This window comes from Achromobacter sp. SD115 (assembly GCF_017355315.1).
Taxonomy (GTDB): domain Bacteria; phylum Pseudomonadota; class Gammaproteobacteria; order Burkholderiales; family Burkholderiaceae_B; genus Achromobacter; species Achromobacter xylosoxidans_B.
The window spans coordinates 270910-286928 of record NZ_JADIJM010000006.1 but is presented as its reverse complement, the minus strand read 5'-3'; the positions used below and the strand labels follow the sequence as shown (position 1 = coordinate 286928).

Here is a 16019-nt window from a genome sequence, read left to right as displayed (position 1 = left end):
AGCTATCTACTTATAGATAGACTTCGTGCGAAAAAAAACTCAGCCTTGCACCGGCGGGTAAGCCAGTTCGCTGCTATCGGTCAGGCCTTGGGCGCGGGCAGCGGCCAGTTCTTTCTGGACCTGGGCGCGGCTCTTGTCGCCGGAGGCGGCAAAGATCGTGGCGGCGTAGCCTTCTTCGCCAGACACCAGTTCGCCATTGGCACGGGCCTGGGCCAGTTCTTGTTGCACCTGAGCGCGGGTCACCGTGCTTTCGGTGTTCAGGGGAGGCGGGTAGTCCAGTTCGCCGGCTTGGGCGGCGCCGATGAAGGAGGCGGACAGGATCAGGGCGGATACGAGGGTCTTCATGGTTGATCTCCAGTAAGGATCGGGTACTGCATCAGGGTTTCAACAGAGCTATCTACTTATAGATAGACTTCGTGCGAAAAAAAACTCAGCCTTGCACCGGCGGGTAAGCCAGTTCGCTGCTATCGGTCAGGCCTTGGGCGCGGGCAGCGGCCAGTTCTTTCTGAACCTGGGCGCGGCTCTTGTCGCCTGAGGCGGCAAAAATCGTGGTGGTGCTGCCTTCTTCGTTGGACACCAGTTCACCATTGGCACGGGCCTGGGCCAGCTCTTCTTGCACCTGGGCACGGGTCACCGTGCTTTCGGTGTTCAGGGCAGGCGGATAGTCCAGTTCGCCGGCTTGGGCAGCGCCGATGAAAGAGGCGGACAGGATCAGGGCGGATACGAGGGTCTTCATGGTTGATCTCCAGATAACGATTGCGTAGCGGTTCGAAAAACTATCTACTTATAGGTAGATGAAGGGGGAAATAAAAAAGCGGTCCTACTGTATTTCTGGTTTCGACTGCGGCGTGTGTTTGGTTGGCTGCGTCGATGGATGAATCTTATCTACTACTAGGTAGACAGCGCAAGAGGGTTTTATGAAACAAAATGCTTCAACCAGCCTCACCGTTTAGCGCGACTGCCGATTGAACCCTGTCTCGGGTCCGTCCAGCGAGAAGCTGCAACGCCTGCGGCATGCCGGCGCGCATGTCGCAGGCATGCGAACCCGGACAATCCTTCACCCCAACACTTGCCGCCGCGGCCGCGCCGGAGCGATGGCCGCGCCTATGGGTTGGCCGGAGGCCGGCACGGCGCGCTCACGGCCCCAAGCGCGAATGTTCTCGATTTGTTCCGGGGCGGTCTTTGACAACGGCACCACATTGCGGAAGCTGTCGCGGAACAGTTCGGGCGTGACGGCCGCGTCACCGCTGAGATAGGCCTCCTTGACGACTTCGCGCACGGCGGCTTCCAGGTCCGAACCAGCGAAACCGTCAGACAACTCCACCAGTTCATCCATCAAAGCCTGCGGCTGCGCGGCTTTCAGGCCACGCTTGATATAGATGTCGATGATCTCGTGACGCTCGTGCGCGGTGGGCAGGTCCACGAAGAATAACTCGTCGAACCGGCCACGGCGCAGCAGCTCGGGCGGCAACTTCGACACGTCATTGGCCGTGGCCACCACGAACACCCGCGACCGGGCTTCCTGCAGCCAGTAGAGGAACTGCCCCACCAGCCGGGTCGAAGTGCCGCCGTCGCCCGACCCCTGCGCGCCGGCCAGGCCCTTCTCGATCTCGTCGATCCACAGTATGCAGGGCGCCACATGGTCCGCCGTGGCCAGCGCGTCCTTAAGGCGCGATTCGCTCTGGCCCAGATACTGGCCGTGGATCGTGGACAGGTCCAGGCGATACAGCGGCAAGCTCCAGCTCGCCGCGATGGCCTTGGCGGACAGAGACTTGCCGCAGCCCGGCACACCCACCAGCAGCACGCCACGCGGCGGACGGATGCCGCGTTCGCGCAGGTCGGCGGTCAGCAGCGGCCGCTCCTTGTCCAGCCAGGCCTTCAGGCCGCCCAGCCCCCCCACGCTCAGTTCGTTGCCGCGCACCGACACGCGTTCGATGCCGCTGATGTCAGCGAAAATGCGATCCTTGGCGTGCATGAGTTCCACCATGTCGCTCTTGGCGATGCGGCCATTGGCCAGCAACGTGGCGATGATGTTCTCGGCTTCGATGCGCGAGATGCCCGCGAGGATCGCGGCGGCGCGGCGCTCATCATCGGTGTCCCATTCGATCTCGAAGTGGCTGCGGTACGCCTCCAGCGTATCGTGGATGATGGCGTACATCTCGTCCTCGCTTGGCGCGGAGAGCGTCAGCGCCATGCCGGCCCGCTGGAGTTGGCCCCACACCGGTTTGGTCGTGATGACTATGACCACGCCGCTGTGCTCAGCGGCCAGCATCACGACATCGAGCAAATGACGGGCAGAGGCAGTGTCGTCCTCGATGTCCGAGATTTCAGTCAACACGCAGGACAGATTCTGGCGCTGCGCGAACTGCTGGCTCGCGAAGTCGACCGCGCCTGTGACCGAGCGGTCTTCGTTCACACTGCGGCCGGTCGCGAGTTCGCGCGTGCCCTGCGACAGGGTGTGCACGAAGATGGGCGCGTTGAGCGGCGCCACCACTTCGCGCAACAGCTCCAGCACCCGACTGCGCTCGGCGCTGCGGATCGAAATGAAGGGAATGCGGGCCTTGAGGTAACGCGTCAGCGTGGCCTTGAACTCGGTCGTGTCGCTCATGGATCGATATCAGAGAATAATGTTGCGCCGGCGCGCGCCGGTTTGCGAAAGAGGATGCTGTGCCGCCGCGCCAACGGCAGCGCCCATGCCCATCGCCCGCGCTGTGGAGGCGGCGCCCCCATCCTGGGCGGCGGGCTCGTACCGCACCAGCGGGTTGTTGCGCAACAGGACCAGCAGGCGGCCGCTACGGTCTGTCCTGGCGCTGTCTTCCAGCGACTGTTGCGCGCGCTGCGCGAACTTGCGCAACTCGTCGGTCAGGTGCGTACGCAACGTGGCGGGAAAGCTCTCGATGTGCGCCAGGCGATGCAGGAAAGCCAGATGCTTGCGAGCATTCAGAATGGCGCGCACGACCTGGCTTTCGTCGTTGCCTATGCTCAGGTCACGGGTCAGGTGTTCCGAGCAGCGCATCAGACGCGCATTGAACTCTTCCGCCAGACGCTGTGAAAATAGCGTGACCACGCCACCGCTGGCATTGAGTTCACCCGCACGCATCGCATCCAGGCAGGCCTCGTCTTGCAGCCCTTCCGACAAGCGATCCAGCCAGACAGACCACTGCGCATAGCTGCGCGGCACATCGGCGGGCGCGGGCGCCGCGTTCACTTGAAGCGGCGAATGAAGGGCGAGGCGGGCAACAGGTCCCACGCCGGCAGCGCTCCCGCCAGCGCATCGCGCGTATCGGCAGACGCGGGTACCGCGGCGCTTGCAGGCACTGCAGCAGGGACGACGGCTGGCACTACAGGCCGCGATTCAGGCACAAGCGCGGGGTCCGGGGAAATCTGGCGGATCATCGTTGGTTCCTTAAGCCTTGACCATGACGCGGCGCACCGCGTCATGCGAAGAAAGCACGTGCTGTTCAGGGGAGATGCTTTCCAGCAGTTCGGCCACGCGGGTCGATATCGAGTCGCGGGCCGCAATATCGCGACGCAACTCGACCACTTCGGCCAAACACGCGCGCAGCGTATCGCCGGCCTGCTGGCGCAGCTTGGCATAGTTCGCCTTGACCGTCTTGCGTCTCGTCTCCATCTGGCGATGCGTGAGGTAGACCCACAACAGACCAGCGGCGCCCAGCAGCAGGGGCAAGATGCCCACGCTCACGGAACTCAGAACGAGGGCCGCGCTCAGCGCCGCGCCCAGCCAGTGCTTGGCCGTGAACTTGATGGCGGCCAGATCGCCTGCCTCGCGCACGGCGATGGCGTCCTCCAGGCTGCGCAGCAGTTCGGCCTCGTTGTCGCCGTTTTGCGTGATGCCTTGCCAGTCTTCGATATCGAGATGCACGTCGGCCGGCACGGTCATGCGCGCCTTAGCGGTCACATCGGCATGACCGTCCAGGATCCAGTCTCGCGAATGCGCGACCGCGAACCGTTGCGTGGCTCGCGTCACGTGCGAGACCTCGGGATGCATGGCCGCGTTGGTAAGCAGTTGGGTGAAATCGACTTCCTCGTCCAGCGCGGCGCTCTGCAGGTCGAAACGCTTCTGGGCGGCGCGGCGGTCGCCGCTTTCCTCGATGATGAGGCGGCACAACTCTTCCTGGCGGCGCAGCGGCAGCTCTTCGTCATCGAAACGCGTGACCAGCTTGCTCAACAGGTCGTCGACCGCCGCCAGCACGCTGGCGGCGGGACGGATCTCGCCCAGAAACACGCCTTCGAAGTGCGCCAACGCGGCGGCGTGCACGGCAACCCCGTTGATGGCTTGATTGAGCTCGGGCCAGGTCGGGCTCATGCGCTTGAGGTGCGGATAGCGGTTGCCGTGGTCCTCGTTGGGGGCCTTGGACAGCAGCGCGCGCCCCCATTGGTTGCGTTGCGCCTCGACGAACCCGGCCTGGGCCGACAACTCGTCGATCCAGTCGGCGATGCGCTTGGTGCAATGCAGGGCGACTTCCGCGCCAAATACGCCATTAGCCAGCGCATCGACCATGACCACAGTCTGGCGGTCAAGCTTGAACGGATTCTGCAAGCCGAAATAGCGATCCAGCCAGATGCGGTTGAGCTCGTTGCGACCCGCGCGACGGGCGATCAGGGCGAAAAACAACGAGGTCTTCTCGTCGTCGCGACGTATGGCTTCGCTGAGCGCCCGCTCGGCCAGTCCGCGGTTGTCGCCCAACCAGGACGACAGCGCCACAAGCGCCGGCGCGAGCCAGTAGCGCGGCGCCGAGATCATGAGTTCTTCGGTCGCGCTGCGCAGCGTCTCGTTGCGCACGAGCTGGATATCCGAGGCCTGCAGGATGCCAGTAGCCTGGCGTCGCACGATTCCGTAGTACTCGTAGGTCGTGTCCAGCTCCTGGCGCACCTTCACCTGACGGGTTTCGGCTAGCGACAGCTCCTTGGCCTTCAGGTCGGACTCCACGAAGTCGGCGAACGCCTGCTCGAGCCGGGACAACTCGGCGCGCGTCTGGTTCAACTCCCGGCCCACCGAACCCACCTGGTCCGATACCGTGCCGATGTCGCCCTGCAAGCCGCGCAGTGAACCCAGGATGCTGCTCAGGTCTGCCGTCTGGATGATGCGATCTGCCATGTCTGCCTATTCAGTTTTCGATGATGGCGGTCTGACCGTTGACGCCCACGGCGATCAATTTGTCGGTGTAGACCTCGATAAATGCGTAGTAGCCGTTGCGCGCCAGCGACCGGGCCTGCTCCATGCCCTGGGGCAGGGCCTCGCCGCCCTTGAAATGCTGGATGATGCTGCCCGAACAACTCAGCGTATGGACCTCGTAAGGCGCGCCCAGAAAGCATTTGGCGATGATGCCCAAAGGCCAGGCCTCGACATGCACGTCCGGGAATTCCTGACGGATCGCATCGATGAGCGCCTCGGTGGCGGCCCTGCTGTGGACATGGCCGCCGGCATCAAGACGAGTCATGGCTTCGACGTAGGCGGTCGATCGGCGCTGGCGCAGCCGGGCCTGCAATTCAGCGGGGTTCAGGCGGGCACGGGAGGCCGTGCTGAGGCTCAAATCGGTCTTGAGCTCGACTTTGGGGACTGCCGCCCCAAGGATGGAACGCACCATTTCGACTGACGAGCCGCGAAGGCCCCTGGACGCAAAAACTGTGACGGAGCGAAGCTTAACCTATTCTTACAAAAAATTTCGTAATGAACGGCCAGCGCATACGGCGATTGCGAGCGCAAGAACCGGCCCGCGCCGCACGGACGCCCGCGATCAAAGCAGACGGAAATAAAAAAACCCCCGCCTGAGGCGAGGGGTTTGCATGAACCGGCCAGTAGCGATCAGAACGGAATATCGTCGTCCATATCCGCCAAATTAGCGCCGCTGCTGGCCGGAGCCGCTGCGGGAGCCGGGCGCTGCTGCGGGGCCGGGCGTTGGGCCGGGGCGCGCTGCTGCGCCGGGCGCGAAGGCGCGTCGTCGTAGCCGCCACCGCCGCCAAAGCTTGCGCCACCGCCGCCGCCGTCTTCGCGGCCGCCCAGCATCTGCATCTGGTCGGCAACGACTTCGGTGCTGTAGCGGTCAGCGCCGGTGTCCTTGTCTTGCCACTTGCGCGTCTTCAGACGGCCTTCGATATAGACCGAACGGCCCTTCTTCAGGTATTCGCCGGCGATTTCAGCCAGGCGGTTGTACATGACGACGCGGTGCCATTCCGTTTCTTCGCGGCGTTCGCCCGAAGCCTTGTCTTTCCAGGTGGAGGTGGTGGCAATGGACATATTGCAGATTGCCGCCCCTTCGGGGCTGTAGCGGACTTCCGGGTCGCGTCCCAGATTGCCCACGAGTATGACTTTGTTAACCGATGCCATGCCGTTGTCCCTCTGTTGTTGACAGCCTGCGTGTGCGTTGCCGCGGACGCGCCGGCAACAACATAAAAGCGATGTTGAAGACCGGCTTCATGAAACACGCCGGTCACCGCAACGATGACCGGCGACGCCGGGTTGAACCCTGAGTGAAGCCCTGATTTGATGCGTATTATCGACGAAAAGAGCCCGCCGCGCCAAGCCAGGATGTGACAAAGCCGTCCACCCCGGCGAGCCGGTTTTCGCGGCTGTTGGGCGCTTTTCGGGGAACGATCCCCGACTTTCCGGCCTGCCCGAGGGGATACCTAGCAAGCCGGCTGGGGCAGCGGCCGCAACGCCCAGGTCACGGCCAGCCAGATCGCCGACAGGATGGCGGCAGCGATGAAAACGGCGCTGGACCCCGAATGCGAGGCCAGCCAGCCGCCCAGCGCGCCGCCCGCGAACAGGCCGGCCGCCTGGGCGGTGTTGTAGAAGCCCAGCGCCAGGCCTTTGTAGGCCTGCGGCGCCACCCGCGACACCAGCGAGGGCTGCAAGGCTTCCAGCACGTTGAACGCCACGAAGAAGCCCGTCAGGGCGGCGGCCAGGGTGTAGAAGCCATGGCTGGCCGCGGGCAGCAAGGCGCACACCAGCGCCAGCCCGGCAACGGCGGCGCGCAGGGCGCCGCGATGGGCGCGGCGTTTTTCCGCGATGAACACCACCGGCACCATCAGCACGAAGGAAACCAGGATGACCGGCAGATAGACCTTCCAAAGCTCGCGCGCATCCAGGCCGCCTACCTTGGCCAACAGGGCCGGCACCACCACGAACAGCGCCACCTGGATCAGGTGCAGCACGAATACGCCGAAGTTCAGGCGCAGCAGGTCGCTGTGGGTCAGGACTTCGCGCGGCCTGGCCGCCTGCATGGTGCGGGCCTGCGTCAGCGGCACCACGGGCACCACCCAGCCCGCCACGGCCAGGCAGATCACGCCCAGGCAGGCGATGGTCCAGAACAGGCCGGACAAGCCCCACCAGCCCACCAACACCGGCGACAGCACCAGCGAAACGGCGAAGGACAGGCCGATCGACCCGCCCACCATGGCCATGGCGCGAGTGCGGACCTCGTCGCGGGTGGAGTCCGCCAGCCAGGCGGTCACGGCCGCCGAAATGGCGCCCGCGCCCTGGATGGCGCGGCCGATGGTGATCCAGTACACGTCGGACGCCTGGGCACAGACAATGCTGCCCGCCACGAACAGCAGCAGGCCGAACAGCACCACCGGGCGGCGGCCCCAGCGGTCGGACGCCAGGCCGAAAGGAATCTGCATGAAGGCCTGGGTCAGGCCGTACATGCCCAGCGCCAGGCCGACGCGGGCGGGATCGTCGCCGCCCGGCATGCCGGCGGCGGCCACGGCGAAGACGGGCAGCAACAGGAACAGCCCCAGCATCCGCGCGGCGAACAGGCCGGCCAGCGCCACGCTGGCGCGGCGCTCGGACGGGGTCAATTTCAGTTTTTTATCTGCCTGCATGCGAAAGATTCAACGATGACTAGGGCTCGCCCGCGCGCGTGCATGTCACACGCTCACGGTCTGATCTGGCGGTGCAATGCCGCCCCCGGGACTATCCAGGCTGAAGAACTGCCCCGAACGCAGGGGGATTCGGCGCGCTATAGTACCAAGTTGGCCTTTGAAACCGCTTAAAAGAGCCCGATCGACGTGACAATACGCATTCGGGGTGCGCGCACCCACAATCTCAAGAACGTCTCGCTCGACCTGCCACGCCACAAGCTGGTGGTCGTCACCGGCTTGTCCGGTTCGGGCAAATCCTCGCTGGCATTCGACACGCTGTACGCGGAGGGCCAACGCCGCTACGTGGAAAGCCTGTCCGCCTACGCCCGGCAGTTCCTGCAACTGATGGACAAGCCGGACGTGGACCTGATCGAGGGCCTGTCACCGGCCATTTCCATCGAACAGAAGGCGGCGGGACACAACCCCCGCTCCACCGTCGGCACCATCACCGAGATCCACGACTACCTGCGCCTCTTGTACGCGCGGGTCGGCACGCCCTACTGCCCGGACCACGGCCTGCCACTACAGGCGCAGAGCGTCAGCCAGATGGTGGACGCGGTGCTGTCCTGGACGCCCGAGACCCGCCTGGCCGTGCTGGCCCCGATCGCCCGCGGCAAGAAGGGCAGCTTCGAGGACGAGTGCGCCAGCCTGCAGGCGCAGGGCTACGTGCGCCTGCGCGTGGACGGCCAGATGACCGAAATCGACGGCATGGCGCCGCTGAAGAAGACCGAAAAGCACGACATCGACGTCGTCATCGACCGGCTGCGCATCAAACCCGAAAGCAAGCAGCGCCTGGCCGAGAGCTTCGAGACCGCGCTGCAACTGGCCGAGGGCCGCGCCCTGGCGCTGGACATGGACAGCGAGCGCGAACAGGTCTTCTCCAGCCGCTACGCCTGCCCGGTGTGCAGCCACAGCCTGCCCGAGCTGGAGCCGCGCCTGTTCAGCTTCAACAACCCCATGGGCGCCTGCCCCAGCTGCGACGGCATCGGCCAAGTCGGCTTCTTCGACCCCAAGCGCGTGGTCGCCTTCCCCGAGTTGAGCCTGGCCGCCGGCGCCATCCGCGGCTGGGACCGCCGCAACGCCTTCACCCATTCGCTGCTGACCAGCCTGGCGGCGCACTACGAATTCGACATCGAGGCGCCCTTCGAGGAACTGCCCGAAGCGCTGCGCGACAAGGTGCTGTACGGCTCCGGCGACGAAGAGATCTCGTTCCTCTACCTGAACGAGAAAGGCCGCAGCACGGTCAAGCGCCACACCTTCGAGGGCGTGATCCCGAACCTGGAACGCCGCTGGCGCGAGACCGATTCGGCCACCGTGCGCGAAGAACTCGGCAAGTACCGCAACATCAAGACCTGCCCGGACTGCGGCGGCTCGCGGCTGCGGCCCGAAGCCCGCAACGTGCTCATCGGCCAGGATCCGCGCGGCGGCGAACGCCACGGCCAGGCCATCTATGAAGTCGAGGCCATGCCGCTGTCGACCTGCCTCGCCTGGTTCCGCGACCTGAGCCTGACGGGCGCCAAGCAAGAGATCGCGCAACGCATCGTGCGCGAGATCGAGGCGCGCCTGAGCTTCCTGAACAACGTGGGCCTGAACTATTTGTCGCTGGACCGCAGCGCCGACACCATCTCGGGCGGCGAAGCGCAGCGCATCCGCCTGGCCAGCCAGATCGGGTCCGGCCTGACCGGCGTGATGTACGTGCTGGACGAGCCCTCCATCGGCCTGCACCAGCGCGACAACGACCGGCTGATCGGCACCCTGCAGCACCTGCGCGACCTGGGCAACAGCGTGATCGTCGTCGAGCACGATGAAGACATGATCCGCATGGCCGACTGGGTGGTGGACATGGGGCCGGGCGCGGGTGAGCACGGCGGCCAGGTGGTGGCGCAGGGCGACCCGGAAACCGTGCAGCGCGACCCGAATTCGCTGACCGGCCAGTACCTCAGCGGCGCGCGCGCCATCGCCATCCCGCAGCGACGGCCGGTCAACGAAGAACTGTCCTGGTTGACCCTGGCGGGCGCCAGCGGCAATAACCTCAAGACCGTGGACCTGCGTATCCCGGCGGGCCGGCTGGTGTGCGTGACCGGCGTGTCGGGTTCGGGCAAGTCCACGCTGGTCAACGACACCTTGGCGGTCGCCGTCTCGCGCCAGCTGCACCACGCGCAGAGCGAACCCGCGCCCTATGTGTCGATGCAGGGTCTGGAGAACTTCGACAAGATCATCAGCGTGGACCAGAGCCCCATCGGCCGCACGCCGCGCAGCAACCCGGCGACCTACACGGGCCTGTTCACGCCGATCCGCGAACTCTTCGCGGGCGTGCCGGAGGCGCGCACCCGCGGCTACGATCCGGGGCGTTTCAGCTTCAACGTCAAGGGCGGACGCTGCGAGGCCTGCCAGGGCGACGGCGTGGTCAAGGTGGAAATGCACTTCCTGCCCGACATGTACGTGCCCTGCGACGTCTGCCACGGCAAGCGCTACAACCGCGAAACGCTGGAAATCCGCTATCGCGGCCGCAACATCAGCGAAGTACTGGACCTGACCGTGGAGCAAGCGCTGGAGTACTTCGAGTCCGTGCCGGCCATCGCCCGCAAGCTGCACACGCTGATCGACGTGGGCCTGTCCTATATCCGGCTAGGCCAAAGCGCGACCACCCTGTCGGGCGGCGAAGCGCAGCGCGTGAAGCTGTCGCAGGAACTGTCGCGGCGCAGCACCGGCCGCACGCTCTACATCCTGGACGAGCCCACCACCGGCTTGCATTTCCGCGACATCGAACTGTTGCTGCAGGTGCTGAACCAACTGGTCGACAGCGGCAACACCGTGCTGATCATCGAACACAACCTGGACGTCATCAAGACTGCGGACTGGGTGATCGACATGGGCCCCGAAGGCGGCGATGGCGGCGGCCGCGTGGTCGCGCAGGGCACGCCGGAAGACGTGGCCGACACGCCCGCCAGCCACACCGGACAATACCTGGGCAAGCTACTGCGCCGCAGCCCGGGCGCATGAACCCTCACATCAACGGCTAGAAAGGATCGCGGCATGTACACCCTGATCATTGGCAACAAGAATTACTCGTCCTGGTCCCTGCGCCCCTGGATCGCCCTGCGCGCCACGGGCATTGCATTCACGGAACAGAAGCTCGGCTTCTTCACCGAGGAATTCTCACGCCGCGTGAGCGCGGTGTCGCCCGCGGGCCTGGTGCCGGTGCTGCTGGACGGCGACTTCGCGGTCTGGGATTCGCTGGCGATCTGCGAATACCTGGCCGAGCGCCATCCCGAGGCCCGCCTGTGGCCGCAAGATCCCAAGGCCCGCGCCCGCGCCCGCTCGCTCGCCGCGCAGATGCACAGCGGCTTTGGCGCAATGCGCCAGGCGCTGCCCATGAACGTCGAGGCGCGGCTGCCCGGCATCGACCTGCCCGAGGCCGCGCAACAGGACATCTCGCGCCTGCAAGCCATCTGGCACGACACGCGCGCGGAATTCGGCCAGGGCGGCGCTTTCCTGTTTGGTGAATTCTCGATCGCCGACGCCTTCTTCGCGCCGGTGGTCTCGCGCTGCAATACCTATGGCATCGCGGCCGCGGGCCCGGTGCGCGACTACATGAACGCGGTGCTGGCGCTGCCCGCCATGCAGGAATGGACGCGCGACGCGCTGGCGGAAGCCACCTTCGTGCCCGAGGACGAGCCTTACCGCAAGCACCGCTAACGCGGGTTCAATCGCGCAGGCGCTGGGCCACGAATTCACGCACCAGCGCCATCGCGGGCGCCTCGGTGCGGCCCGTCAGGGTCACCATCGCGAACAGCGCGTGGCTGCGCAGCGGCGGGTCGGTGGGCAGTTCCGTCAGCTCGCCTGCGGCGATGCCGACCCGCGCCGCGCCGACGATGCCCAGGAATACCGCGTCCGACACGCGCACCGCTTCCAGCACGCTGCCGATTTCATCGCAACGCAGGCGCATCGACGTCTGCGGGTCCGCCTCGATGCCGAAATGCTCGACCACGATGCGTACGGTGTCGGCGGCCAGGAACGTCGACGCCAACGGATAGGCCGCGACCTCCGCGAAGCGCGCCGGCCGCCCCGCCTGGGCCAGCGGGTGGCCGCGGCGGCAGATGAACCCGGCGCGCATTTCCGATATGGGTTCGATGCGCAGATCGGCCGCCGGCACGATGCCGCGGGTATCGACCACCAGCGCATCCAGGCGCCGCTGGCGCAACAGCGCCAGATGGGCCTCCGGCGAACCGCGCATCACATCCAGCCGCACTTGCGGATAGTGTTGCGCCACGTGCGCCAGCAGCGGCGTCATGAGCATGACGCCCGGCCCCGATCCCAGGCCTATGCTGATGCTGCCCCGGTCGCCCTGGGTCAGCAGTTCGGCGCTGCGGCGCAATTCACCCGATTCGAACAGGATGCGCCGCGCGCGGCCGGCGACGGTCAGGCCCAGCGGCGTCAGCTCGGTCCGCTTGCCCATGCGGTCCAGCAGCCGCGCCCCCAGGTCCTCTTCCAGCAGGCGGATGCTGCGGCTGAGCGCCGACTGGGTCAGGTGCAGATGTTCGGCCGCGCGGCTGAAGGAACCCGCCTCGGCCACCGCCAGCAGATGTTCGAGCTGCTTGAGATTCATGCCCGAGTCCCCGTTCAAGTATGAGTTTTTTTTCTAGCTTCCAGAATAACAATTCGTTAGACAACTAGCGAGGCCAGTCCCTAGCATGCGGAACACGCCTATATCCATTCCAAGGGGAAATTCGTGAGCAAGCTTTCCAATGGCCTGCGCCGGGCCAGCTGTGCGTTGGCGCTGGGCGCGGCACTGCTGGGCCAGGGCGCCCAGGCCGCAGACTATCCCGACCGGCCCGTCATGATGATGGTGCCCTACCCGGCCGGCGGCGCGTCCGACTCCATCGCCCGGGTGGTGGCCTCGCCCGTATCCAAGCAGCTGGGCCAGCCGGTGCTGGTGGAGAACCTGGGCGGGGTCAGCGGCGCGCTGGGCGCGCAAAAGGTGCTGGGCGCCAAGGCCGACGGCTATTACCTGTTCCAGGGCTCGCCCAACGAGCTGATCCTGTCCCCCATTGCCAACCCCGCAGTCAAGCTCAAGAGCGAGGATTTCCGCCTGGTGCAGATGATAGGCATGGCGCCCTTGGTGATCGTGGCGCGCGCCGACCTGCCGGCCAACAACGCCGACGAGCTGGTCACGCTGGCGCGCTCGCGTTCGGCCACCCAGCCGCTGACCTTCGGCAGCGTGGGCGTGGGTTCGCTGTATCACGTGCTGGGCGAGCACATGGCGCGTACCATCGGCGCCAACATGATGCATGTGCCCTACAAGGGCGGCGCGCCGCTGATGCAGGACATCGGCGGCGGCCAGGTAGACCTGGCCATCCTGCCGCTGTCGCAGCAGCAGGTGGCGTTGGCCGAACAGGGCCGCATCAAGCTGCTGGCCAGCCTGGACCCGCAGCGCAGCCAGTTGCCGGCGCTCAAGTCGGTGCCGTCGGTGAATGAAGGCCAACTGCTCAAGGGCTTCAACTTCACCACCTGGACCGGCTACTTCGTCAAACGCGACACGCCGCAAGACGTGGTGTCGCGCCTGAACGCCGCGCTCAATGCCGCCATGCAGGATCCGGCGGTGAAGGACAGCCTGGCCCACCAGAACATCGAAGTCTCCGCCCCCATGAGCGCGGAACAGGCCGATGCCATGTACCGCGCCGAGACCGAACGCTTCCGCGAAATCTCCAGCCACGTGAAACTGGCCGGCAACCCGTGACCCGATTCCAGGATCTACCCGACATGCATCCCATCCTGCAGACCATGACCGCCCAGGCCGACGAGTTCGTCTCGATCCGCCGCGACATCCATCGCCACCCCGAGCTCGGCTTCCAGGAATTCCGCACCAGCGACCTGGTGGCGCAATGCCTGACGCAATGGGGCTATGAGGTGGAACGCGGCCTGGGCGGCACCGGCCTGGTCGGGCAGCTGCGCCGCGGCAGCGGCGGCAAACGCCTGGGCCTGCGCGCCGACATGGACGCCCTGCCGATCCAGGAAACCACGGGCCTGGATCACGCCAGTTGCAACGAAGGCGTGATGCATGCCTGCGGCCACGACGGCCACACCGCCATGCTGCTGGCGGCGGCGCATCACCTGGCCAAGCACGGCGACTTCGACGGCACGCTCAACTTGATCTTCCAGCCCGCCGAGGAAGGCCTGGGCGGTGCCAAGCGCATGATGGAGGATGGGCTGTTCCGCAAATATCCCTGCGACGCCATCTACGCCATGCACAACATGCCCGGCCATCCGCAAGGCCGCCTGCTGCTGCGCGACGGCGCGGCCATGGCTTCGTCCGACAACGTCACCATCGTGCTGGAAGGCGTGGGCGGACATGGCGCGATGCCGCATTGCGCCGCCGATCCGGTGGTGGCCGGCGCGGCCATCGTCATGGGCCTGCAAAGCATCGTCGCCCGCAACATCGATCCCCTGCACATGGCGGTGATCACGGTCGGCGCGTTCAACGCCGGCAAAGCAAACAATGTGATTCCCCAGACCGCAACGCTGAAACTCAGCGTGCGCGCGCTGGACCGCGGCGTGCGCGACACGCTGCAGGCGCGCATCACCGAACTGGTCCACAGCCAGGCGGCCAGCTACCAGGTGCGAGCAACCATCGACTATGGCCGCGGCTATCCCGTGCTGGTGAACACCCAGGCAGAAACCGATTTCGCGCGCCAGGTGGCGGTGGAACTGGTGGGCGCCGATAGGGTGGAGCTTCAGACCCGGGCTCTGACAGGCAGCGAGGACTTCGCCTTCATGCTGGAGGAAGTGCCGGGCTCCTACCTGCTGGTGGGCAACGGCGACGGCTCGGCGGACGGCTTCAACGGCGGGCACGGCGCCTGCATGGTGCACAACCCGGGCTACGACTTCAACGACCACAGCCTGCCCGTGGGCGCGGCCTATTGGGTGCTGCTGACGCAGCGCTATCTGGCGGGCTGAAGCGACGGCAAGGCGTCCGAGACCAGCCCCCGCCCCCCCGCGCGCGGGTCTCAGGCCATATCGAACAGGCGCTTGTGTTCGCGGATGGCGTAGCGGTCCGTCATCCCGGCAATATAGTCGGCGATGGCACGCGCCTGCTCATTGAACGCGGGCCGGCGGTAGTCGGGCGGCAGCAGGCGCGGATCGTCCAAAAAAGCGGCGAACAGCTCGCGCACAATGCGCCGCGCCTTGGTCGTCATGCGCAATACGCGATAGTGGCGGTACAGGTTGTCGAAAAGGAATTTCTTGAGCGCGTCGGCCTCGCTCCGGATTTCGGGCGAAAACGTCGCCAGAGGCGGCGCGCGGCGCACGTCGTCGGCAGTGGCGGGCGCGAACTCGCGGATGCGCGCCAGCGAAGTCCGCGTCAGGTCGACGATCAGCGTATTGATCATGCGGCGTATGGTTTCGGCCACGGCGCGGCGCGGGGCCAGCCCGGGATAGCTTTCCAGCACATGGGCATGGTGGCGCTCGAAGATCGAGACTTCCTTCAACTGTTCCAGCGTGATGAGGCCCGAACGCAGGCCGTCGTCAATGTCGTGGTTGTTGTAGGCGACTTCATCCGCCAGGTTGGCCAGCTGCGCTTCCAGCGAGGGCTGGGTGCGGTCCAGGAAGCGCTGGCCCACGTCGCCCAGCTGGCGGGCATGCGCGGCCGAGCAGTGCTTGAGGATGCCTTCCCGCGTTTCGAAGCACAGGTTCAGGCCGTTGAAGTCCGCATAGCGTTCTTCGAGCTCGTCCACCACCCGCAAGCTTTGCAGATTGTGCTCGAAGCCGCCCGCCTCGGGCGCCAGTTCCCGCATGCAGGCATTGAGCTCGTCCTGCCCGGCATGGCCGAACGGCGTGTGGCCCAGGTCATGCGCCAGCGAGATGGCTTCGGTCAGGTCTTCGGACAGGCCCAGGCTGCGCGCCAGCGTGCGCGCGATCTGCGCCACTTCCAGGCTGTGGGTCAGGCGGGTGCGGAACAGGTCGCCTTCATGGTTGACGAAGACCTGGGTCTTGTATTCCAGCCGCCGGAACGCGCCGGAATGGACGATTCGATCGCGATCGCGCTGAAACTCCGTCCGATTTTCCGGCGGCGGCTCGGCATAGGCCCGCCCGCGCGATTGAGACGGGTGGGATGCATAGGAAGCCAGTTCTTTCAT

General features: G+C 65.8%; 14 protein-coding genes. 4 read left to right on the top strand and 10 right to left on the bottom strand.

Annotated features, from left to right (window positions below; translation table 11 throughout):
• Positions 1-39: 39 nt before the first annotated feature.
• From IPU70_RS11580 to IPU70_RS11545, 8 genes are all read right to left on the bottom strand, one after another.
• Positions 40-345, bottom strand: a complete 306-nt coding sequence (locus tag IPU70_RS11580; protein WP_207467389.1) for a DUF4148 domain-containing protein — start codon at positions 343-345, stop codon at positions 40-42.
• Positions 346-430: 85 nt separating this feature from the next.
• Entirely contained in the window at positions 431-736 is a 306-nt protein-coding gene (locus IPU70_RS11575; RefSeq protein WP_207467387.1) for a DUF4148 domain-containing protein, read from the bottom strand.
• Between the two features lie 321 nt (positions 737-1057).
• On the bottom strand, positions 1058-2608 hold the full coding sequence (locus tag IPU70_RS11570; RefSeq protein WP_013396925.1) for an AAA family ATPase: 1551 nt from the start codon (positions 2606-2608) through the stop codon (positions 1058-1060).
• Between the two features lie 9 nt (positions 2609-2617).
• Positions 2618-3208 carry a hypothetical protein gene (locus IPU70_RS11565; RefSeq protein WP_049797881.1) on the bottom strand — a complete coding sequence of 197 codons (591 nt, stop codon included), beginning with the start codon at positions 3206-3208 and terminating at the stop codon, positions 2618-2620.
• Positions 3209-3406: 198 nt separating this feature from the next.
• The gene (locus tag IPU70_RS11560) at positions 3407-5119 is read right to left on the bottom strand and encodes a hypothetical protein (protein ID WP_207467385.1); all 1713 of its coding nucleotides are present in this window, start codon (positions 5117-5119) and stop codon (positions 3407-3409) included.
• Positions 5120-5129: 10 nt separating this feature from the next.
• Positions 5130-5609, bottom strand: a complete 480-nt coding sequence (locus IPU70_RS11555) for a hypothetical protein (RefSeq protein WP_013396928.1) — start codon at positions 5607-5609, stop codon at positions 5130-5132.
• Positions 5610-5827: 218 nt separating this feature from the next.
• Positions 5828-6349: a single-stranded DNA-binding protein gene (gene ssb / locus IPU70_RS11550; RefSeq protein ID WP_013396947.1), complete on the bottom strand. Its 522-nt coding sequence runs from the start codon at positions 6347-6349 to the stop codon at positions 5828-5830.
• A gap of 299 nt (positions 6350-6648) precedes the next feature.
• On the bottom strand, positions 6649-7845 hold the full coding sequence (locus IPU70_RS11545) for an MFS transporter (protein WP_013396948.1): 1197 nt from the start codon (positions 7843-7845) through the stop codon (positions 6649-6651).
• A gap of 186 nt (positions 7846-8031) precedes the next feature.
• On the opposite strand from IPU70_RS11545, the gene uvrA reads away from it, so the two are divergent.
• Positions 8032-10887, top strand: coding sequence for an excinuclease ABC subunit UvrA (gene uvrA / locus IPU70_RS11540; protein WP_371818911.1), 2856 nt, complete (start codon positions 8032-8034; stop codon positions 10885-10887).
• A gap of 33 nt (positions 10888-10920) precedes the next feature.
• On the top strand, positions 10921-11583 hold the full coding sequence (locus IPU70_RS11535; RefSeq protein ID WP_207467383.1) for a glutathione S-transferase family protein: 663 nt from the start codon (positions 10921-10923) through the stop codon (positions 11581-11583).
• A 7-nt stretch (positions 11584-11590) separates the two neighbouring features.
• Here the strand turns inward: IPU70_RS11535 and IPU70_RS11530 are convergent, their stop codons facing one another.
• The gene (locus IPU70_RS11530; RefSeq protein ID WP_207467382.1) at positions 11591-12493 is read right to left on the bottom strand and encodes a LysR family transcriptional regulator; all 903 of its coding nucleotides are present in this window, start codon (positions 12491-12493) and stop codon (positions 11591-11593) included.
• A gap of 123 nt (positions 12494-12616) precedes the next feature.
• On the opposite strand from IPU70_RS11530, the gene IPU70_RS11525 reads away from it, so the two are divergent.
• Together IPU70_RS11525 and IPU70_RS11520 are read left to right on the top strand one after the other, a co-directional pair.
• Positions 12617-13624 (top strand): tripartite tricarboxylate transporter substrate binding protein, encoded by a 1008-nt coding sequence (locus tag IPU70_RS11525; protein ID WP_207467380.1) that lies wholly within the window; start codon positions 12617-12619, stop codon positions 13622-13624.
• 23 nt (positions 13625-13647) lie between these two features.
• Complete coding sequence (locus tag IPU70_RS11520; RefSeq protein WP_207467378.1) at positions 13648-14841, top strand: M20 aminoacylase family protein; 1194 nt, start codon at positions 13648-13650, stop codon at positions 14839-14841.
• 50 nt (positions 14842-14891) lie between these two features.
• Here IPU70_RS11520 and IPU70_RS11515 read toward each other — a convergent pair whose 3' ends face one another.
• Complete coding sequence (locus IPU70_RS11515) at positions 14892-16019, bottom strand: deoxyguanosinetriphosphate triphosphohydrolase (protein ID WP_242702440.1); 1128 nt, start codon at positions 16017-16019, stop codon at positions 14892-14894.